Raw genomic sequence first — 20,356 nt, 5'->3', positions numbered from 1 at the left:
CGCGCGGGCATGGAGTCCAGATGCCTGCTCTATACGTGATGATCCCCGCTGCATTGCTGATCGTGGCCATCGCCGTCTATATCTTCTTCTGGGCGGTGGACAGCGGTCAGTACGACGACCTCGACGGCCCGGCCCACAGCATCCTGTTCGACGACCAGGACCCGAACCACACCGCCGCCGTCGATGAGGCCAGCGGCCAACCGGCCAAAACGGACGACAAGGCCCCGCCCCATGCTTGAATTGGCGCCTCTGCTGGTGTCTGCGATGATCCTCGGCTTGCTCGGCGGCGGCCATTGCCTGGGCATGTGCGGCGGCTTGATGGGCGCGCTGACCCTGGCGATTCCCAAGGAACAACGCAGCCGGCGCTTCCGCCTGCTGCTGGCCTACAACCTGGGACGGATCCTGAGCTATGCCTGCGCCGGACTGTTGATCGGTCTGGCCGGATGGGCCGTGGCCAACAGCCCGGCGGCGATGTTCCTGCGTATTCTCGCCGGGTTGCTGCTGATTGCCATGGGCCTGTACCTGGCCGGCTGGTGGAGCGGTCTGACCCGTATCGAAAGCCTCGGTCGCGGCCTGTGGCGGCATATCCAGCCAGTCGCCAACCGCTTGCTTCCGGTGTCGAACGTTCCCCGTGCGTTGTTGTTGGGCGCGCTCTGGGGCTGGCTGCCGTGCGGTCTGGTCTACAGCACTTTGCTATGGTCGGCCAGCCAGGGCAACGCACTGGACAGTGCCTTGTTGATGCTCGCGTTCGGGCTCGGCACCTGGCCGGTTTTGCTGGCGACCGGCCTGGCTGCAGAGCGCGTCACCGCAGTGTTGCGCAAGCGCAGTGTGCGGATGGCGGGCGGATTGCTGGTGATGCTGTTCGGCATCTGGACCTTGCCGGGGCCGCATCAGCATTGGTTGATGGGGCACTAGAAGCAAAAGATCGCAGCCTTCGGCAGCTCCTACAGGTGTACGCGATCCATGTAGGAGCTGCCGCAGGCTGCGATCTTTTGATCTTGATGTAAATCAAGATGCCCCACCCCGCCCTCGCATAAAGTGGCTGACACTGCCAGCCTATCCGGGGGGAATGCCCGCATGATGCTCGACGCCATTCGTTGGGACACCGATCTGATCCGCCGTTATGACCTGGCGGGACCACGCTACACCTCGTATCCGACCGCCGTGCAATTCAGCAGCCAGGTCGGCACCTTCGACCTGTTCCATGCCCTGCGCGACAGCCGCAAGGCCCAACGCCCGTTGTCGCTGTACGTGCACGTGCCGTTCTGCGCGAACATTTGCTATTACTGTGCCTGCAACAAGGTCATCACCAAGGATCGAGGCCGGGCTCAGCCGTATTTGCAGCGCCTGGAACAGGAAATCCAGTTGATCGCCTGCCACCTCGACCCTACGCAGAAAGTCGAGCAACTGCACTTCGGTGGCGGCACGCCGACCTTTCTCAGCCACGACGAACTGCGGCAGTTGATGGCGCATTTGCGCAAACACTTCAATTTGCTGGACGACGACTCCGGCGACTACGGCATCGAGATCGACCCGCGCGAGGCCGACTGGTCGACCATGGGCCTGCTGCGCGAACTGGGTTTCAACCGGGTCAGCATCGGCCTGCAAGACCTCGACCCGGCGGTGCAACGCGCAGTCAATCGCCTGCAAAGCCTGGAAGAAACCCGCGCGGTGATCGATGCCGCCCGTACCTTGCAGTTTCGTTCGATCAATATCGACCTGATCTACGGCCTGCCGAGACAGACACCGGAGAATTTCGCCCGCACCGTCGAAGAGGTCATCAACCTGCAACCGGACCGGTTATCGGTGTTCAACTACGCCCACTTGCCGGAACGCTTCATGCCCCAACGGCGCATCAACAGCAATGAACTGCCGACACCCGCGCAGAAACTGGAAATGCTGCAGCGCACCATCGAGCAACTGACCGGCGCCGGCTATCGCTACATCGGCATGGACCACTTCGCCCTGCCCGACGATGAACTGGCGATTGCCCAGGAAGAATCGACCCTGCAACGCAATTTCCAGGGCTACACCACCCACGGTCATTGCGATCTGATCGGCCTCGGCGTGTCGGCGATCAGCCAGATTGGTGACCTGTACTGCCAGAACAGCAGCGACCTGACCGAGTATCAGAACGTCCTTGCCACGTCACAACTGGCCACCAGCCGCGGCCTGCTGTGCAATGCCGATGACCGGCTGCGGCGTGCGGTCATCCAGCAACTGATCTGCAATTTCAGCCTGGAATTTTCCGCGATCGAACAGGCCTTCAACATCGATTTCCAAGGCTACTTCGGCGATCTTTGGCCGCAATTGCAAGACATGGCCAAAGACGGGCTGATCGAACTCGATCGCGACCGGATCACCATCCTGCCCGCCGGGCGACTGTTGGTGCGCTCGGTGTGCATGGTGTTCGACGCGTATCTGGAACAACACAGCCGCCAGCGCTTTTCGCGGGTAATCTAATTCTGCAAGCAAGCGCCTCAGACTGGCCTCGATATCCTATGGTGAGTTACCCTTACGTCTTATGTGTGATTTCCCACAAGGATTGAAGAAATGTCCGAGCCAGTAAAACTGCGCGCTCATAATCAAGCCCATTGCAAGGATTGCAGCCTGGCCCCTCTTTGCCTGCCACTTTCGCTGAATCTGGAAGACATGGATGCGCTGGACGAAATCGTCAAACGCGGCCGGCCGCTGAAAAAAGGCGAGTTTCTCTTTCGCCAGGGCGATACCTTCGATTCTGTCTACGCAGTCCGTTCTGGCGCCCTCAAGACCTTCAGCCTGAGCGACAGTGGTGAAGAACAGCTCACCGGCTTCCACCTGCCCAGCGAACTGGTCGGCCTGTCGGGCATGGACACCGAAAAGCACCCGGTATCGGCACAAGCCCTGGAAACCACCTCGGTGTGTGAAATCCCTTTCGAACGCCTCGACGAACTGGCCCTGCAATTGCCGCAGTTGCGCCGTCAGCTGATGCGGGTGATGAGTCGCGAGATCCGTGACGACCAGCAGATGATGCTGCTGTTGTCGAAAAAGACCGCCGACGAACGCATCGCCACCTTCCTGGTCAACCTCTCGGCACGTTTCCGCGCCCGGGGTTTTTCCGCCAATCAGTTCCGCCTGAGCATGTCGCGCAACGAAATCGGCAACTACCTGGGCCTGGCAGTGGAAACCGTGTCCCGGGTCTTTACCCGTTTCCAGCAAAACGAACTGATTGCGGCAGAAGGCAAGGAAATCCGGATTATCGACCCGATCCAGCTGTGCGCCCTGGCCGGTGGTTCACTGGAAGGCTGAAACAAAACGTTGCGGCTGAGCGAAAGGGTTCAGCCGCCGTTATACTTCGCCGTTTGCAGCCCTGCCAGGACACCACGATGGTCTTCGACTCCTTCGACATCAAATCCCTCATCCGCCCTGTCATCGACTTCCCGAAACCGGGTGTGATCTTTCGCGACATCACCCCGCTGTTCCAGTCGCCCACGGCCCTGCGCCTGGTGATGGACAGCTTCGCCCACCGTTACGTCGAGGCTGACTTCACCCACATCGGCGCGATGGACGCCCGTGGCTTCCTGATCGGTTCGGTACTGGCGTATCAGTTGAACAAGCCGTTGGTGCTGTTCCGCAAGCAAGGCAAGTTGCCAGCTGACGTACTGGCCGAGGGCTATGCGACCGAATACGGCGAAGCCTTCCTGGAAGTGCATGCCGACAGCCTGTGCGAAGGGGATTCGGTGGTGATGTTCGATGACCTGATCGCCACCGGCGGCACCCTGATCGCCGCCGCCAACCTGATCCGCCGAATGGGCGCCCGGGTGCATGAAGCGGCGGCGATCATCGATCTGCCAGAACTGGGTGGCTCGCAGCGTCTGGAAGACATGGGCATTCCTACGTTCTGCCTGACGCAGTTTGCGTTGACTGATAAGTAACAAAGATCAAAAGATCGCAGCCTTCGGCAGCTCCTACATTGGGATGGCTTTGATCCTGTAGGAGCTGCCGAAGGCTGCGATCTTTTGCATTACAGCCCCATCTGCTTGCTGATGATTTCGTTCATCACTTCCCGCGTCCCGCCGCCAATCGACAGGATCCGGTTGTCGCGGTACAGCCGCTCCACCAGACTCTCGCGCATATAACCCAGCCCACCCAAAATCTGCACCGCATCGTTGACGATCCGGTCTGCGGTATCCGTCGCAAAATTCTTGGCCATGGAAATCTCCTTGATCACGCCCTGCCCCGCCGCCATTTTCGCGGCCTGGCGGTATGTGAATTCCCGGGACACTTCCAGCGCGGTCGCCATCTCGGCCAGGCGATGCTTGATCACCTGAAACTTGCCGATCGGTTTGCCAAAGGCTTCGCGCTGGCGCGCCCACTTCAGGCTCTCTTCCAGCGCCAGTTGTGCGGTCATGTTGGCCATCAACGCCAGGGCCAGGCGTTCGCTCTGGAAATTGCCCATGATGCAGGCAAAGCCCATGTTCTCGGCGCCGATCAGGTTTCCTACAGGCACTCGGCAATCATCGAAGAACAACTCAGCGGTGTCTGACGCCCACCAGCCCATTTTCTTCAGCTGCCGTCCTACGGTGAAACCTGGCGTGCCCTTCTCGATCAGCAACAGGCTGATGCCACCGAAACCTGGCTCGCCCGTTCGCACCGCAACCGTATAGAAATCCGCACGCACACCGCTGGTGATAAAAGTCTTGCTGCCACTGACCCGATAGAAATCGCCGTCGCGCACAGCACGGGTTTGCAGGTTGGCGACGTCGGAGCCGCCCCCGGGCTCAGTGATTGCCAGGGCGCTGATCTTCTCTCCCGACAGCACCTGGGGCAGCACACGATCCCGTACATCGGGCCGGGCCCACTTGAGGATGGGCGGCAAGCCGATATCCAGCGACCCCAGGCCGGCAACCAGCCCGCCAGAGCCACAGCGCATCAACTCTTCACTGGCGGCAACCTTGGCGAACAGATCTCCTTCGTGGCTGCCTCCGTAAGCCTCCGGGTAGCCAATGCCGAGAATCCCCGCGGCGCCGGCCTTGAGGTAGAGCTCGCGAGGAAAACTTTCGGCCTCTTCCCACTGCTCGATATCAGGAAGAATCTCGCGCTCGACGAAACGTCTGACGCTGTCGCGGACCAATTGGTGGCTGGGGTCGAAGTATTCCTGAAAGGCAGACATCGGCGAGCTCCACTGAAGGGGTCAGTGAAGTTAACCGAGCGCTTGCTTGGTTTACAAGAGACAGATAGAAGATCAAAAGATCGCAGCCTGCGGCAGCTCCTACAGGGGATCGGTGTCTTTCTGTAGGAGCTGCCGCAGGCTGCGATCTTTTCGGCTTGATGCGATTACAACGAAATCGGCTTACGCCCCGCAAACGAATGCGCCAGCGTCCCGCCATCCACCAGTTCCAGCTCGCCACCCAGCGGTACGCCGTGGGCGATGCGCGAGGCGATCAGGCCTTTACTGCTGAGCAATTGGGCGATGTAGTGCGCCGTGGCTTCACCTTCCACGGTCGGGTTGGTGGCCAGGATGACTTCGGCGAACGTGCCGGCCTCTTCGATCCGCGCCATCAACTGGGGAATGCCGATGGCTTCCGGCCCCAAGCCGTCGAGCGGCGACAGATGGCCCTTGAGCACGAAATAGCGCCCGCGAAAACCGGTCTGCTCCACGGCATAGACGTCCATCGGCCCTTCCACCACGCAGAGCAAGGTGTCGTCGCGACGGGTATCGGCGCATTGCGGGCACAGGTCATCTTCCGTCAGCGTACGGCACAAGCGGCAGTGACCGACCCCTTCCATGGCCTGGCTCAGGGCCAGCGCCAGGCGCGAGCCGCCGCTGCGATCACGCTCGAGCAACTGCAACGCCATGCGCTGGGCGGTTTTCTGACCCACGCCTGGCAAAATTCGCAGGGCGTCGATCAGTTGGCGAATCAAAGGGCTGAAGCTCATGGTGGAAAAGTCCGACAAAACAACGAGACGCGGTTTATACCCGCGCCTCGGTTGAGCGTCAAATTGCAGCGTGAATTACTCAGTCCCGGGAAACCCGGACCACCAGTTTGCCGAAGTTGCGCCCTTCCAGCAGGCCGATGAACGCATCGGGCGCCTGTTCCAGGCCATCGACCACATCTTCGCGGAACTTCACCTTGCCATCGCGTACCCAGGGCGCCATGGCACTGAGGAATTCCGGCTGGCGATCACCATAGTCATCGAACACGATGAAGCCCTGGATGCGCACTCGCTTGGTCAATAGTGTGCGCTGCAACAGTGGCAGGCGATCCGGGCCGCTCGGCGCCTCATGGGCGTTATAGGAAGCGATCAAGCCACACAGCGGAATCCGTGCCTTGGGATTGAGCAACGGCACCACGGCGTCGAATACCTTGCCGCCGACGTTTTCATAATAAATGTCGATGCCCTTGGGACAGGCTTGCGCCAGTTCGTCGGCAAAGTCCGCGCTCCTGTGGTCGATGCAGGCGTCGAAGCCCAGCTCGTCGACCACATAACGGCACTTGTCCGCCCCACCCGCCACACCCACCACGCGCAGCCCCTTGATCTTCGCCACCTGGCCGACCACCGAGCCCACCGCGCCGGACGCCGCTGCAACCACCAGGGTTTCGCCGGCCTTCGGCTGACCGATGTCCATCAAGCCCATGTACGCGGTCATGCCCGGCATACCCAGTACCCCAAGGGCCATCGAAGGGCTTGGCAGCGTGGGAATAGGAATGATGCTGCGACCGTCATTGATGCTGTGGCTTTGCCAGCCGGTGGCACCGACCACCAGATCACCTTCCTGAAACTTCGGATTGAGCGAGCGCTCGACCCGGCTGACAGCGCCCCCGGTCATGACTTCGCCGATTTCCACCGGCGCGGCGTAGGAAGGCGCGTCACTCATACGTCCGCGCATATACGGGTCCAGCGACAGGAAAATGGTCTTGAGCAGCACCTGACCATCGGCCAGGTCCGGCAGTGCCACCCGTTCCATGCGGAAGTTTTCCGGCGTTGGCGCGCCCACCGGGCGAGAGGCCAGGACAATACGTTGATTGAGGGTCATGGGGTCGGACATGGCAGCGTCTCCTGTGATCGATGAGGTTCAGTGATATAGGGAGCAGACCTTTGTGGCGGTATGGCGTTCGATGTTTATTCAGGTGAACCGAGGCGACTTCTTCGCGGGCAAGCCCGCTCCCACAAGATTTGCGGCGTTCACAAAACCTGTGGGAGCGGGCTTGCCCGCGATGGCGGCATGTCAGCCACACATATCTGTCAGCCAGAAACAAAAATGCCAGGCGCTATGCCTGGCATTTTTGTAACTCATCTGCCGCCTGAAGGCGAATCAGAATGGCAGCTTCATGCCCGGCGGCAGTTGCATGCCGGCAGTCATGCTGCCCATCTTGTCCTGGCTGTTGGCTTCGATCTTGCGCACGGCATCGTTGACCGCGGAGGCGATGACCGCTTCGAGCATTTCCTTGTCGTCTTCGCTCATGCCTTCGACCAGGCTCGGGTCGATGGTCACGCTCTTGACGTCATGACGACCGGTCATCACCACGGTGACCATATCGCCACCGGCCTTACCGGTGACTTCGGCGTTGGCCAGTTCTTCCTGCATCTTGGCCATTTTTTCCTGCATCTGCTGCGCCTGCTTCATCAGGCCGGCCATGCCACCTTTCATCATGGTAATCACCTCAAAAGTACTTGGATTAAAACAGCGCCCGGCCCATGCGGCCGGGTGCCTTCAGTTATTAGCCCTGAGTGACCAGGGCGTCGACAGGTTCAATAGTATCGTTACGGACCACCGCACCGAACTGCTGCATCATTTGCTGGATGAACGGATCACCGTGGATCGATTCCTCCGCCTCGCGCTGACGGTTGGCGCGGCGGCGCGAAGCCGCTTGTGCCGGGGTTTCCTGCTCGGGCTTGATCAGCTCGATGCTCAGGGTCAGCGTGCGCTGGTGATACTGGTTCAGCGCATCGTTGAGACGGCGCTGTTGCGTGGCGTTGAACAAGGCACTGTGGGCCGGGTCCAGGTGCATCAGCCAATTGTCGCCATCCACCGCGATCAGCGTGCAGTTGGCGGCGATGCTGCCGGTCATGCCGGAGATCGGCAATTTCGGGAACAGTTCCAGCCATTGCAGGGCCAGACCGGTAGCCGGCATTGCCGCGGGCTCGGGTTCGGGCTCCGGAGCCGGGTCGGCGGCGTGCTCGCTGGCCAGTTCGTCGAGGTAGCTGTAGGCCGAATCCATGTCCGGCTCGATGTAGTCCTCGTCCAGCGGCGGCTCGTCATCCAGGTCCATGCCCGGCGTCGCGGCATCGACGGCGGCCACCGAGGGTTCCGGGATCGGCGCGGCGGCCCATTCCGGAGCGTCCGGCACCACACTGTCCGGCGTCGGCAACGGCATCGGCGGCAATTCGGGTTGTTCGCTGGCGGTTTCCAGCACCGGCTCCACCGCCGGTTGCTGAATGGGCGCAGGCTCGACCGGGTCATTCCACGGCAGGTCGACCACCTCTTCGACCACGGCCGCTTCAACCACAGGCGCAGGCGCTGGTTCCGGCGCAGGTTCTGGCACAACGACCGGCACAACCGGTTCCGGTTCCGGTTCCGGTGCAGGCGCTGGGGCTGCCACTGGCGCAGCCGCTACAGGCGCAACGGCCGCAGCGACTACCGGCGCAACAACCGGCGCGGCAGCCACTGAGTTTGCGGAATCAACTGTGGCCTGGCTGATCCCCACTGGCTTTAGCGGTTGCCTCGGGGCATCCGCGGTGTCTGCGGGCCGGAACGCCAGCATCCGCAGCAACACCATTTCAAAACCACCCCGGGGATCCGGCGCCAGCGGCAGGTCGCGGCGACCGATCAGGCCCATCTGGTAGTAGAACTGCACGTCTTCGGCCGGCAACGCCTGGGCCAGCGCCAGCACCCGGTCACGGTCGCCGTGACCGTTGTCGACACCTTCCGGCAGGGCCTGGGCGATGGCAACGCGGTGCAGCACATTGAGAATTTCCGAAAGCACGCCGTTCCAGTCCGGGCCTTGCTCGGCCAGGTGGCGGACGGCTTCGAGCAACGCCTTGGCATCGCCTTCGATCAACGCATGCAGCACGTCGTAGACCTGCCCGTGATCGAGGGTCCCGAGCATCGCACGCACGTCGGCGGCCATGACCTTGCCTTCACCGAAGGCAATCGCCTGGTCGGTCAGGCTCATGGCATCACGCATCGACCCGTCGGCGGCACGGCCCAGCAACCACAGCGCATCGTCTTCGAACGGCACGTTCTCGACGCCCAGTACGTGGGTCAAATGCTCGACCACGCGTTCCGGCGTCATGTTCTTCAGGGAGAACTGCAGGCACCGCGACAGAATCGTTGCAGGAAGTTTCTGCGGGTCAGTGGTCGCCAGGATGAACTTGACGTAGGGGGGCGGCTCTTCAAGGGTTTTGAGCAGGGCGTTGAAGGAATGGCTCGAGAGCATATGCACTTCGTCGATCAGGTAGACCTTGAAGCGCCCACGGCTCGGGGCGTACTGCACGTTGTCGAGCAATTCGCGGGTATCTTCGACCTTGGTGCGGCTCGCGGCGTCGATCTCGATCAGGTCGACAAAGCGGCCTTCGTCGATTTCGCGACACACCGAACACTCGCCACAGGGGGTTGAAGTGATACCTGTCTCGCAGTTAAGGCATTTGGCAATGATCCGCGCGATGGTGGTCTTGCCGACCCCACGGGTACCGGTGAAGAGGTAGGCGTGGTGCAGCCGCTGGCTGTCCAAGGCATTGATCAGAGCCTTGAGCACATGGGTCTGGCCGACCATTTCGCGGAACGAGCGCGGGCGCCATTTACGTGCAAGAACCTGATAACTCATCGAAAACCGTCGCAGCGAAGGAAGCAGAAGCGGCTAATGCTAGCGGAGCAAGGGACAAATTGCATCCGGTGCGCTCGTGTATTGTGGCTAAGCTGCACATCGGGGGCTATTAACGGAGTGTTTATGCGGCTGGCCTTGGGGGCATTGCTGTTGATCAGCCTGGACGGCGTGGCTGCGCAAGCACCGCTGCGCTTCGTGATACCCGACAGCTGGAGCATGCCCATGGTGCAGCTTGAACGGGGCAAACCGACCCAGGGCATCCTGTATGACATGATGCTCAGCCTCGCGACCCAGGTCGGCGTACCGGCCGAATTCCATGTATTGCCGCGCCGGCGCATACAAAGTGCCATGGAGCAAGGCGAGGTCGATGTCCGCTGTTATGTCACGCAATCGTGGCTGCCCGATCAGCCTGATGATTATCTCTGGAGCATCCCGCTCTTCACTCAACCGGACGTATTGATCACCCTGCATGCGCCGCCCGGCGCGGTCAAACCCGCCGACTTGCCGCAACAGTCCATTGGCACCGTGCTGGGCTACAACTACCCGACCCTGCAGCCGCTGTTCGACACCGGCCAACTGCAGCGCGACGACGCACGCAATCAGGAACAAGTGCTGGAAAAGCTCCTGGCCGGCCGCAATCACTATGCCGTCAGCAATCAATGGAGCCTGGACTGGTTCAATCACCGCCTGTTGCCGGAGCAGCAACTGCAGGGCGTGGCAGTGCTGCAGGAAAACCATATCGGTTGCTACGTTCGCAACGACCCGAAGATCCCGGTGCAGAGCATCCTGCGCACCCTGGGGCGGATGAAGATGTCCGGGGAGATCGATGCGATTGTTCGGCTGTATATCGGTGGCGAGCCTGCGGCTGTGGATAAACCGCAAACGACAAAAAACCGCCTCGGACAAGATCCTGGCAGCTAGCGAAAGTCTGATTTCAGAAAGATAACGCGAGAGAACACTCGCGTGGCGTTAAGGTGGTAACCCCACCAGCCACACCCCGGCACACAATGTTCCCGCTGTGGCTGCTTCCTTCCGGATCTGACCAGGTTCACGGGTAATCGTTGCGGGGGGACCGATGGGGTCACCATAACGACGCTCACCTGTCGGCGAGCCGCGCCATTGTACCTATCTGAGACGAAGTTACAACCGTTCGGGGATATTAAAAAATATGAGCTGCTTCAAGGACATGCGCTGGCCTTAAAAGATCGCAGCCTGCGGCAGCTCCTACATGGATCGGCGTACACCTGTAGGAGCTGCCGCAGGCTGCGATCTTTTGATCCTATTGCGCCAACACCTCGTCCGCCCTGCCGCCCTCCTGCTGAATCACCAGGTGAATAAAGTGCAGCTTGGCAATGACCGCTGGCGGCAGGACGAACGGATAGAAATCCGGCTGCCCCATGCTGCGTGACAATTCGTTGAGCATGCCCGCCAGTTCTATCCAGGCATTGACGAACGACAGGAACGCCGCGCCGTCGGGATGCCGCGGATCGTAGAGGGTATCCAGCGGAAACGGCTGATAGTCGAAGTCCATTTCCCGGGCGCTCATGCCAAACCCCAGCGCGGTATCCACTGCGTCCATCATGTGCAGGTAATGCGCCCAGGTTTCGGCCCAGTCTTCCCACGGGTGCATGGTGGCGTAGGCGCTGACGTAGTGCTGCTGCCAGTCGAGCGGTGCGCCCTGCCGATAATGCCGTTCGAGGGCTTCGGCATAGCTGGCGCGCTCATCGCCGAACACTCCGCGAAAAGGCTCAAGCCATTGGCCATTGGCGATCAATCGATCCCAGTAGTAGTGCCCGACTTCGTGACGAAAATGCCCGAGCAGCGTGCGATAGGGTTCGTGCATTTGCACTCGCACCTGTTCGCGGTGGGCATCGTCGGCTTCCTTGATATCCAGGGTGACCAGGCCATTGGCGTGTCCGGTGGTAGGCGGTTTGCCTTCGAGGTCCACGCCGATGAAGTCGAAGGCAAGGCCCGTGTCTTCATCGACGGTTTTGGGAGTCACCTGCAACCCCAGGCTGAGCAGTTGCGCGACCAGACGTCGCTTGGCGGTTTCCACCTTGCGCCAGCGCTCGTGGTTGTCGGTTATCGACAGATCAGGAATGGTGCGATTGAGGCTGCAGGCAATGCACAAGACGTCATGGTCATTGGCCGGCAGCAACCAATTACAGGCCGCCGGGGAGTCGAGGTTGGCACAGCGGCGAAACAGGCCAGCCCCGGGATCGGCATCCAGCAGCCAGGTGTCCGCCTGCACACCCGGTTGCAGCGCAGACAGGCGACTGCGCTCCGGCTGATAACCCAATGCCGCCGAACAGGCCAGGCACTGGCTGTTGCGAAAGAACAGCGACTGCCCGCAACGACAGGACCAGACCTTGCTGTTGCGCGAATTTTCGACCGTGAACGGCGCGGCGATGCGCGAGCTGAGCTGCTCGAAGAACGGGTACATGGCGATCTCCCCCTGAGGCTTGCAGAGACTAGATCATTCCCGAGAGATGATCGTTCCCATGCTTATTGTGGGAAAAATCAATAGATCGCAGCCTGCGGCAGCTCCTACAGAGAAATGCGTTCTCCTGTAGGAGCTGCCGCAGGCTGCGATCCTGGGCGTCAAACCTGAATACCGTGACCTTTCAAGAACACCACAAACGCCTCTTCATCCAGCACCTTCAGCCCCAGCTCATTGGCCTTGGTCAACTTCGAACCGGCACCCGGCCCTGCCACCACGCAATGGGTTTTGGCCGACACCGAGCCGGCGACCTTGGCGCCGAGGCTTTCGAGTTTGTCCTTGGCGATATCGCGGCTCATCAGCTCCAGCGAGCCGGTCAGCACCCAGGTCTGCCCGGCCAGCGGCAAACCTTCGACGACTTTCTTCTCGCTCTGCCAATGCATGCCGAAATCGGCAAGTTGCTTCTCCGCCGCTTCGGCCAGCTGGCGATTGTCCTCGACCGCAAAAAACTCGCGCACCGAATTGGCCTGTTTCTCCGGCAGCGCCTGGCGCATATCCAGCCAATCCGCGCCAATCACCGCCTGCAACGAACCGAACTTGTCCGCCAGTTTCTGCGCCCCGCCCGGCCCGACCAGGGGGATATGCAGCTTGTCGAGGAAACCGCCCAGGGTGGTGCTCGCCGAAAACTCGGCACCCAACTCGCCCTGATCCTGAATCTGCAGGCCATGCTTGAGCAAATCAGCGATCACCTGCCGGTTATGCGCGTCCTCGAAGAAGCTGTGGATCTCGTGCGCGACTTCCAGGCCAACATCCGGCAAGTACGTCAGTACCTGCGGCAAGGCCTGCTGCACCCGCTCCAGCGAACCCAGGGAGCGCGCCAGGACCTTGGCCGTCTCTTCGCCGACATCGGGAATCCCGAGGGCGTAAATGAACCGCGCCAGGCCCGGCTTCTTGCTGTCTTCGATGGCGCCGAGCAGGTTCTTGCTCGACAGTTCGGCAAAGCCTTCCAGATCGACGATCTGCTCAAAGGTCAGGGCGTACAGATCGGCCGGCGAGCTGACCAGGCCTTCGTCGACCAGTTGCTCGACGCTCTTCTCACCCAGGCCTTCGATGTCCATGGCGCGACGGGAAACGAAATGGATGATCGCCTGCTTGAGCTGCGCACCGCAGGCCAGACGACCGACGCAGCGATATACCGCACCTTCGCTGACCGTCTCGCGACCCTTGCTGCGTTTGATCAGTTGCGTGCGCTCGACATGGGAACCGCACACCGGGCACTGTTCCGGAATCTGCACCGGCCGGGCGTTTTCCGGACGGCGCTCCATGACCACTTGCACCACCTGCGGAATCACGTCACCGGCGCGGCGGATGATCACCGTGTCGCCGATCATCAGGCCCAGGCGCGCGACTTCGTCCATGTTATGCAGTGTGGCGTTGGCCACCGTGACACCGGCGACCTTGACCGGTTTCAGACGCGCCACCGGCGTCACCGCCCCAGTGCGGCCGACCTGGAATTCCACATCGAGCAGTTCGGTGAGTTCTTCCATCGCCGGGAATTTATGGGCGATGGCCCAGCGCGGCTCACGGGCGCGAAAGCCCAGTTCGCGCTGGGAGGCAATGCTGTTGACCTTGAACACCACGCCGTCGATTTCATACGGCAGCGCGCTGCGACGCTCACCGATGTCGCGGTAGTAATCCAGGCACTCGGCGATACCGTGCGCCAGCTTCAACTCATGACTGATCGGCATGCCCCAGGCCTGGAGCTGCTGCAAATTGCCGATGTGCGTATCGGCAATGTCCGCCGACACCTGGCCAATGCCGTAGCAGCAGAACTCCAGCGGGCGATTGGCGGTGATCTTCGAATCCAGCTGGCGCAAACTGCCTGCCGCCGCGTTACGCGGGTTGGCGAAGGTCTTGCCGCCGACTTCCAGTTGCGTGGCGTTGAGCCGCTCGAAACCGGCCTTGGACATAAACACTTCGCCGCGCACTTCCAGGGTCGCCGGCCAGCCAGTACCGTGCAGCTTGAGCGGGATGTTGCGTACGGTGCGCACGTTGACGCTGATGTCTTCGCCGGTGGTGCCGTCGCCACGGGTGGCGCCGCGCACCAGGATACCATCCTGATACAGCAGGCTGACGGCCAGGCCATCGAGCTTGGGCTCGCAGCTGTACTCGACGGTTGCGCCGCCACCGAACAGATCGCCGGCCGGCAGATCCAGGCCTTCGCTCACCCGGCGGTCGAACTCACGCATGTCGGTTTCTTCGAAGGCGTTGCCGAGGCTGAGCATCGGCACTTCGTGACGCACCTGGGTAAACGCCGACAGCGCCTCGCTGCCCACTCGCTGGGTTGGCGAGTCGCTGGTGATCAGTTCGGGATTGGCCGCTTCCAGAGCCTTGAGCTCGTTGAACAAGCGGTCGTATTCGGCGTCCGGAATGCTCGGCTCGTCGAGCACGTGGTAACGATAGTTGTGCTGATCCAGCTCTGCGCGCAGCTCTAAAATACGGTTCTTGGCGGCGGTCATGGGTGTTCTCTCATAAAGCAAAAGAGCAGCCGAGGCTGCTCAATCTGTTTTGCCGATTATTCCGCGCACCGCGCGGGAATAACCATTTCAGTCAACGTTTCTGGGTCAGGGCGCGGCGTTCGAATTCCACGATGCGTTGACGATAGTGCTCGATCGTCTGGGCGGTCAGTACGCTGCGCTGGTCGTCCTTCAGTTCGCCGTTGAGCTCCTGGGACAATTTACGTGCCGCAGCCACCATCACGTCGAAGGCTTGCTTCGGATGGCGAGGACCTGGCAGACCCAGGAAGAAGCTCACCGCCGGGGTGCTGAAGTGGTCGATGTCGTCCAGGTCGAAAACGCCAGGCTTGACGGCGTTGGCCATGGAGAACAGCACTTCGCCGTTGCCGGCCATGCTTTCGTGACGATGGAAAATGTCCATCTCGCCGAAACGCAACCCGCTCTCCAGAATGTTCTGCAACAGCGCCGGGCCCTTGAAGCCGGCAGCGTCGCGGCAGATCACGCTGATCACCAGCACTTCTTCGGCTTGCGGCTGATCCTTGTCGTTGACCGCTGGCGCGGACTTGGTGTCGTCCGGGAAATCGTCGTCGCGGCTGCTGAAGCTCGGGCCACCGTCCAGATCCAGGCTGAGGTTCATGTCGCCCTGGGAAGGCTCGCTGTGGCCACGCTTGCCGCGCTTGGAGCCCGACTCGCGAGGCTCGCGGGCCGGCATGCTCACCGAAGGCAGGTCCTGCTCATCCAGTTGCGGCTCTTTATGTGCATCCAGCACGCGCGGCGGGCCCAGCAACTCGGCGCTGCTGTCCTCGTCCGGCAGATTGGACAGATTTCGATCAAGACGGAACTTCAGTTTTCCCTTGCCGCCGCGCATACGGCGCCAGCCATCGAAAAGAATACCGGCAATGACAATAATGCCGATGACGATCAGCCACTCGCGCAGACCGATTTCCATGTAATCCCGTGCCTCTATAAAAAATGCTGAAAAATAAGGGGTTTACAACCTGCAAACCGCTTTAAAACGTGGCGCCAACTCTATGTTCTGACAGGCGTTTTGCCCACGTATACGAAAAATTGACATTAAACTAGCACGACCAAAGGCAACTTTACACCGTCTACCGCCTTGGCTGACGCGAATATGTCGATTGGCCAGCAAGTCGAAGCCAGGAAAAGAGTCCTACACACCGTAAAGCCTCTTTCCTACAACTACGACTCAGGCGTCCACCATCGCCATCGCCTCCTCGACATCCACCGCCACCAGGCGTGAACAACCGGGTTCGTGCATCGTCACCCCCATCAGTTGCTCGGCCATTTCCATGGCGATCTTGTTGTGGGTGATATAGATGAACTGCACTGTCTGTGACATCTCTTTTACCAATCGCGCGTAGCGTCCAACGTTAGCGTCATCCAGTGGCGCGTCAACCTCATCGAGCATGCAGAACGGCGCCGGGTTCAATTTGAAGATCGCAAAAACCAGGGCCAATGCGGTCAGGGCTTTTTCGCCGCCGGAGAGCAAATGGATGGTGCTGTTCTTCTTTCCGGGCGGCTGCGCCATGATTGTTACCCCTGTATCGAGTAAATCTTCGCCCGTCAGTTCCAAATATGCGCGGCCGCCACCGAAAACTTTTGGGAAAAGCGCCTGTAAACCGCCATTGATCTGATCAAAGGTATCCTTGAAACGGTTGCGGGTTTCCTTGTCGATCTTGCGAATCACGTTCTCAAGGGTTTCAAGGGCTTCCACCAGATCGTCGTTCTGGGCATCCAGATAACGTTTACGCTCCGACTGTTGCTGGTACTCATCGATGGCCGCCAGGTTGATCGCGCCCAGACGCTGGATCCTGGCGGCGATGCGCTCGAGCTCTTCCTCGGCATCCTTCTCGCTGGCCTCGGCCGTCAAGGTCGCGAGTACGCCGTGGAGATCGTAGCCGTCTTCCAGCAATTGGTCCTGCAAGGTCTTGCGGCGCACGGTCAGGGCTTGCCATTCCATGCGCTGGGTTTCGAGCTGGCTGCGAATCAACTGCGATTGCTGTTCAGCCTGGCTACGGCGCTTCTCGGCGTCGCGCAATTCGCGGTCGGCGTCTTCAAGGGCGATCTGCGCGGTCTTGAGTTCTTCGTCGACGGTCATGCGCTTGTCGAGCAACTCCTCGAGCTTCAGGCGCAGCTCTTCCAGCGGTGCTTCGCCCTCCTCCAGATTGAGGCTCAGTTGCTCGCGCTTTTCAGTCAGGCGTTCGGACTGCATCTCCAGACGTTCCAGCGCCTGGCGTGTCGAATCATGCTGCGCCTTGAGCGAACCCAGGCGCACCGCCAGCTGGTGGGCGTGATCCTTGTGCTGCCGCGCTTCCTGACGCACACGATCCAGGCGCTCGCGCAGGCTGTCGCGCTGGGCCAGCAGCAACTCACGCTGCTCGGTGTCCTGCGCCATGCTGTCGAGGGCTTCCTGCAATTGCAGGCGCGCCTCACCGATGTTTTCGTGTTCCAGCGCGCGCTGCTCATCGAGTTCGACAAGCTCTTCGTCGAGACGGGTACGGCGCAGGGTCAATTGTTCGGCCTTGGCTTTGCCGGCGGACAATTGCGCCTTCAATTCACCTTGCTGACGCGCTTCGTCCTGCAGCAAACGGCGCAAATGTTCGCGACCGTTTTCCTGCTGACGCTGCTGCGCCCTGAGATTCTGCAGTCGGGTTTCCAGGGTTTCGACAGCGGCTTCGCGCTCTTCACGCTCAAGGCCCAGTTGCTGGATTTCCTGCCCCCGGGCGAGCACGCCGCTTTCCGCCTCACTGGCCCGACGCACCCGCAGAAAATGCCGTCCGACCCAGTAACCGTCACGACTGATCAGGCTCTGCCCGGCAGCCAATTGCCCCCGCAAGGCCAAGGCCTGTTCCAGACTGTCGACCGGCTTGACCTGCCCCAGCCATGGCGACAGATCGAGTTGCGCCTCGACTTTGTCCAGCAAGCTGCCCGGCATCCGGACGCCATCGCTGGCCGGGCTGAGCAAACGCAGATCGCCCTGGGCAAAGCCCGACAGATCGAAATCGTTGAAATCATCCACCAGCACCGCTTGCAGGTCGGCGCCGAGCACGGTTTCCACCGCCAGCTCCCAACCGGCCTCAACCTTCAGGCCTTCGGCCAGGCGTGGGCGATTCGCAAGATTCTGCTCGCGCAGCCATTCGGCAGTGCCGGTGCCCGGATCGAGCGCGGCTTGCTGCAAGGCTTCGAGGGAGGCCAGCCGACCGTTGAGGCGCTGCAAATCACCTTGTGCCTGCTGCTGCGCGGTCAGCGCCTGCTGCAACTCCTGACGTAACTGCTCGAGCTTTTCGACCTGGGCTTCTTCGCTGGTCTGCAAATCCTCAAGGGTCGCTTCGGATTCGGCAAGCTGCTCGCTGAGCGCCATGATCGCCGCGTCTTCCGGGTCCGCCGAGAGCAAGGCGCGCTCTTCGCCTAAACGCTTCTGGCGGTCGGCCAGGCGCTCGAGGCTGGTTTCCAGCTGCTGGATCCGCGACTGCTGCACTTCGGCCTGACGGCGCGGCTCGGCGGCGGTGAGGTTGAACGTATCCCACTGCTCCTGCCAGCCGTGCATGGTGGTTTCGGACTCTTCCAGCGCGGCGGCGGCCTCTTCGGCGGCGGCGCTGGTGACTTCCTGCTCCGGGGTGAGCATGTCCAGCTCTTCGCCGAGGGTCAGCAGCAACGTGCGGTCGTGACCCAGGTGCGATTCGGTTTCCAGGCGCGCGCGCTCGGCCTCTTTCAGGTCATCCTGCAACTGGCGCAAACGCTGCTGACCGTGCTGGATGCTCTGCTCGACCCGGGCGATGTCGCCGCCGACCGAGTAAAAGCGCCCCTGCACCAGGTTGAAGCGCTCCGAGAGGTCGTGGTGCCCGTCACGCAGGCGCTCGATGCTCGCATCGGCATTGCGCTGTTCGGCCACAAGGGCTTCGAAAGAAACTTCCTGGTTGCCGATGATCGCTTCACGCTGGCCGACCTGATCATTCAGCGCCTGCCAGCGCAGGGCCGACAGCTGGGCCTTGAGCTGACGCTCCTCACCCTTGAATTCCTGATACTTCTTGGCGGCCTCGGCCTGGCGGTGCAAGCGTTCGAGCTGCCGCTCAAGCTCTTCGCGCAGGTCGGTCAGGCGCTCGAGGTTTTCGTGGGTGCGGCGGATGCGGTTTTCCGTCTCGCGCCGGCGTTCCTTGTACTTGGAGATGCCCGCGGCTTCTTCGATGAAGTTGCGCAGGTCTTCGGGCTTGGACTCGATCAGCTTGGAGATCATCCCCTGCTCGATGATCGAGTAGCTGCGCGGGCCAAGCCCGGTGCCGAGGAAGATGTCGGTGATGTCGCGGCGCCGGCATTTGGTGCCGTTGAGGTAATAAGTGGTCTGGCTGTCGCGGGTCACTTTGCGGCGAATGGAGATTTCCGCGTAGGCGGCGTACTCCCCGAGCAAGGTGCCGTCGGAGTTGTCGAACACCAGTTCGATGCTCGCCTGGCTCACCGGCTTGCGGCTGGTGGAGCCGTTGAAGATGACGTCGGTCATCGACTCGCCGCGCAGGTTCTTCGCCGAACTCTCGCCCATCACCCAGCGTACGGCGTCGATGATGTTCGACTTGCCGCAGCCATTGGGCCCGACCACCGCCGCCATGTTACTGGGGAAGTTCACCGTGGTCGGGTCGACGAAGGACTTGAACCCCGCCAGCTTGATGCACTTGAGCCGCACCCTCAGGCGTCCGTCAGTGCTGAGATCACCAGATCGCAACTGCGCTGGGCGTAAGCCGTCAGCACTTCACGAATCTGCACAAAGTCACGGGCCAGCACAGCAGCGAGCAAGCGTTCGAACAGCTCGAGGAATTCGCTCATCGACGCTTTGCGCAGGTCCAGCGCGAGGAAATACGCACGGCTCATGGCCGGCTGCAGATTCTCGACGGTCTCCTGCAAGTACGGGTTGTTGGCGAACGGGTACGCGGCGCGCATCACATTGAAGCTGTCGTCGACGAACGTGCGGATGTCCTGACGCTCGTAGCTGGCCGTCAGGCGTTGCTGGATCTGTACGAAAGGCGCCATGTCGGCCTGGGTTTTCCAGCCGCTGGCCACTGAGTTGCCGAGCAGGATATAGAGCTCGCTCATCAGCGTGCACAGGCTCTGCACCTTGTGTGGCGTGAGCTCGGTAACGTGGGCACCGCGTCGCGGCAGGATCGCGATCAAATGGCGACGCTCGAGGATCAGCAAGGCCTCGCGGACCGAACCACGACTGACATTGAGGGCCAGCGTGACCTTCTGTTCCTGGATGCGCTCCCCGGGCTTCATTTCGCCGCGAATGATGCGTTCGGCGAGGTGGTGAGCGATTTGCTCGGCGAGGCTGTCCGGCGCCTTGAACGTCATGGTTGTCCTTCAAACTCTTTGATCTGTACAAGCGGCGCAGTGTAGCGCAATTGCTGCGTCAGGGCGGAGTGCCTGCCCGGAGGTTTTTGGCACGATTCAAGCAAATTCAAGCAAAAAGGCAGGCTATCGAACCAGCGACAATAATTAAGGAACAGGTGGTTGATCGACAAATTGTAATTTCCTGACCTTTAAGTCAGAAAACCATTGACCGAAAAGTCAGACCTGCTAAATTC

The 20,356-nt window shown here is 61.0% G+C and carries 16 protein-coding genes and 1 other RNA gene; 6 read left to right on the top strand and 11 right to left on the bottom strand.

Going from position 1 to position 20,356, the window contains the following annotated elements:
* The first annotated feature begins 20 nt into the window (after positions 1 to 20).
* The 5 genes from ccoS to AB4O40_RS26670 all read left to right on the top strand — a co-directional run bounded on the left by ccoS (position 21) and on the right by AB4O40_RS26670 (position 3,914).
* Positions 21 to 239, top strand: coding sequence for a cbb3-type cytochrome oxidase assembly protein CcoS (gene ccoS / locus AB4O40_RS26690; RefSeq protein ID WP_056721958.1), 219 nt, complete (start codon positions 21 to 23; stop codon positions 237 to 239).
* Positions 232 to 915: a sulfite exporter TauE/SafE family protein gene (locus tag AB4O40_RS26685; protein ID WP_409078449.1), complete on the top strand. Its 684-nt coding sequence runs from the start codon at positions 232 to 234 to the stop codon at positions 913 to 915. The genes ccoS and AB4O40_RS26685 overlap by 8 nt, the downstream gene beginning before the upstream one ends.
* A 165-nt stretch (positions 916 to 1,080) precedes the next feature.
* The gene (hemN, locus tag AB4O40_RS26680; protein ID WP_223542401.1) at positions 1,081 to 2,463 is read left to right on the top strand and encodes an oxygen-independent coproporphyrinogen III oxidase; all 1,383 of its coding nucleotides are present in this window, start codon (positions 1,081 to 1,083) and stop codon (positions 2,461 to 2,463) included.
* A 90-nt stretch (positions 2,464 to 2,553) separates the two neighbouring features.
* Complete coding sequence (gene fnr, locus AB4O40_RS26675) at positions 2,554 to 3,288, top strand: fumarate/nitrate reduction transcriptional regulator Fnr (protein ID WP_056721956.1); 735 nt, start codon at positions 2,554 to 2,556, stop codon at positions 3,286 to 3,288.
* A 77-nt stretch (positions 3,289 to 3,365) separates the two neighbouring features.
* Positions 3,366 to 3,914 (top strand): adenine phosphoribosyltransferase, encoded by a 549-nt coding sequence (locus AB4O40_RS26670; protein ID WP_027921719.1) that lies wholly within the window; start codon positions 3,366 to 3,368, stop codon positions 3,912 to 3,914.
* 89 nt (positions 3,915 to 4,003) lie between these two features.
* Here the strand turns inward: AB4O40_RS26670 and AB4O40_RS26665 are convergent, their stop codons facing one another.
* From AB4O40_RS26665 to dnaX, 5 genes are all read right to left on the bottom strand, one after another.
* Positions 4,004 to 5,152, bottom strand: coding sequence for an acyl-CoA dehydrogenase family protein (locus tag AB4O40_RS26665; protein ID WP_056721954.1), 1,149 nt, complete (start codon positions 5,150 to 5,152; stop codon positions 4,004 to 4,006).
* 164 nt (positions 5,153 to 5,316) lie between these two features.
* Complete coding sequence (gene recR / locus AB4O40_RS26660) at positions 5,317 to 5,919, bottom strand: recombination mediator RecR (RefSeq protein WP_008050204.1); 603 nt, start codon at positions 5,917 to 5,919, stop codon at positions 5,317 to 5,319.
* 79 nt (positions 5,920 to 5,998) lie between these two features.
* The gene (locus AB4O40_RS26655) at positions 5,999 to 7,030 is read right to left on the bottom strand and encodes an NADP-dependent oxidoreductase (RefSeq protein WP_056721952.1); all 1,032 of its coding nucleotides are present in this window, start codon (positions 7,028 to 7,030) and stop codon (positions 5,999 to 6,001) included.
* 267 nt (positions 7,031 to 7,297) lie between these two features.
* Positions 7,298 to 7,636, bottom strand: coding sequence for a YbaB/EbfC family nucleoid-associated protein (locus AB4O40_RS26650; RefSeq protein WP_007971455.1), 339 nt, complete (start codon positions 7,634 to 7,636; stop codon positions 7,298 to 7,300).
* Between the two features lie 67 nt (positions 7,637 to 7,703).
* Entirely contained in the window at positions 7,704 to 9,809 is a 2,106-nt protein-coding gene (dnaX, locus tag AB4O40_RS26645) for a DNA polymerase III subunit gamma/tau (RefSeq protein ID WP_460057273.1), read from the bottom strand.
* A 123-nt stretch (positions 9,810 to 9,932) separates the two neighbouring features.
* On the opposite strand from dnaX, the gene AB4O40_RS26640 reads away from it, so the two are divergent.
* A complete protein-coding gene (locus AB4O40_RS26640) occupies positions 9,933 to 10,730 on the top strand; it encodes a substrate-binding periplasmic protein (protein WP_460057276.1) in 798 nt (265 codons plus the stop codon).
* A 60-nt stretch (positions 10,731 to 10,790) separates the two neighbouring features.
* Here the strand turns inward: AB4O40_RS26640 and ffs are convergent.
* The 6 genes from ffs to AB4O40_RS26610 all read right to left on the bottom strand — a co-directional run bounded on the left by ffs (position 10,791) and on the right by AB4O40_RS26610 (position 20,123).
* Positions 10,791 to 10,887: signal recognition particle sRNA small type (ffs, locus tag AB4O40_RS26635), an RNA gene on the bottom strand.
* 201 nt (positions 10,888 to 11,088) lie between these two features.
* Positions 11,089 to 12,252, bottom strand: a complete 1,164-nt coding sequence (locus AB4O40_RS26630; RefSeq protein WP_056721946.1) for a zinc-binding metallopeptidase family protein — start codon at positions 12,250 to 12,252, stop codon at positions 11,089 to 11,091.
* A gap of 158 nt (positions 12,253 to 12,410) precedes the next feature.
* The gene (gene ligA / locus AB4O40_RS26625) at positions 12,411 to 14,768 is read right to left on the bottom strand and encodes an NAD-dependent DNA ligase LigA (protein ID WP_460057279.1); all 2,358 of its coding nucleotides are present in this window, start codon (positions 14,766 to 14,768) and stop codon (positions 12,411 to 12,413) included.
* Positions 14,769 to 14,859: 91 nt separating this feature from the next.
* Positions 14,860 to 15,714, bottom strand: a complete 855-nt coding sequence (gene zipA, locus AB4O40_RS26620) for a cell division protein ZipA (protein ID WP_056721941.1) — start codon at positions 15,712 to 15,714, stop codon at positions 14,860 to 14,862.
* Positions 15,715 to 15,972: 258 nt separating this feature from the next.
* Positions 15,973 to 19,461 (bottom strand): chromosome segregation protein SMC, encoded by a 3,489-nt coding sequence (smc, locus tag AB4O40_RS26615; RefSeq protein WP_056721939.1) that lies wholly within the window; start codon positions 19,459 to 19,461, stop codon positions 15,973 to 15,975.
* A 2-nt stretch (positions 19,462 to 19,463) separates the two neighbouring features.
* Positions 19,464 to 20,123 (bottom strand): GntR family transcriptional regulator, encoded by a 660-nt coding sequence (locus tag AB4O40_RS26610; RefSeq protein WP_056721937.1) that lies wholly within the window; start codon positions 20,121 to 20,123, stop codon positions 19,464 to 19,466.
* Positions 20,124 to 20,356 lie beyond the last annotated feature (233 nt).

This window comes from Pseudomonas sp. S2_F07 (genome assembly GCF_054668325.1).
The sequence above is the reverse complement of the archived record's forward strand: the minus strand, read 5'-3'. Positions and strand labels throughout refer to the sequence as shown.

Bases quoted from the DNA above. Each gene is read 5' to 3' on its own strand.
- recR (WP_008050204.1), bottom strand. From the start codon at position 5,919: ATGAGCTTCAGCCCTTTGATTCGCCAACTGATCGACGCCCTGCGAATT.
- zipA (WP_056721941.1), bottom strand. From the start codon at position 15,714: ATGGAAATCGGTCTGCGCGAGTGGCTGATCGTCATCGGCATTATTGTC.
- ligA (WP_460057279.1), bottom strand. From the start codon at position 14,768: ATGACCGCCGCCAAGAACCGTATTTTAGAGCTGCGCGCAGAGCTGGAT.
- AB4O40_RS26610 (WP_056721937.1), bottom strand. From the start codon at position 20,123: ATGACGTTCAAGGCGCCGGACAGCCTCGCCGAGCAAATCGCTCACCAC.
- fnr (WP_056721956.1), top strand. From the start codon at position 2,554: ATGTCCGAGCCAGTAAAACTGCGCGCTCATAATCAAGCCCATTGCAAG.
- dnaX (WP_460057273.1), bottom strand. From the start codon at position 9,809: ATGAGTTATCAGGTTCTTGCACGTAAATGGCGCCCGCGCTCGTTCCGC.
- ccoS (WP_056721958.1), top strand. From the start codon at position 21: ATGCCTGCTCTATACGTGATGATCCCCGCTGCATTGCTGATCGTGGCC.
- AB4O40_RS26665 (WP_056721954.1), bottom strand. From the start codon at position 5,152: ATGTCTGCCTTTCAGGAATACTTCGACCCCAGCCACCAATTGGTCCGC.
- AB4O40_RS26685 (WP_409078449.1), top strand. From the start codon at position 232: ATGCTTGAATTGGCGCCTCTGCTGGTGTCTGCGATGATCCTCGGCTTG.
- AB4O40_RS26640 (WP_460057276.1), top strand. From the start codon at position 9,933: ATGCGGCTGGCCTTGGGGGCATTGCTGTTGATCAGCCTGGACGGCGTG.
- hemN (WP_223542401.1), top strand. From the start codon at position 1,081: ATGCTCGACGCCATTCGTTGGGACACCGATCTGATCCGCCGTTATGAC.
- AB4O40_RS26655 (WP_056721952.1), bottom strand. From the start codon at position 7,030: ATGTCCGACCCCATGACCCTCAATCAACGTATTGTCCTGGCCTCTCGC.
- AB4O40_RS26650 (WP_007971455.1), bottom strand. From the start codon at position 7,636: ATGATGAAAGGTGGCATGGCCGGCCTGATGAAGCAGGCGCAGCAGATG.
- AB4O40_RS26670 (WP_027921719.1), top strand. From the start codon at position 3,366: ATGGTCTTCGACTCCTTCGACATCAAATCCCTCATCCGCCCTGTCATC.
- AB4O40_RS26630 (WP_056721946.1), bottom strand. From the start codon at position 12,252: ATGTACCCGTTCTTCGAGCAGCTCAGCTCGCGCATCGCCGCGCCGTTC.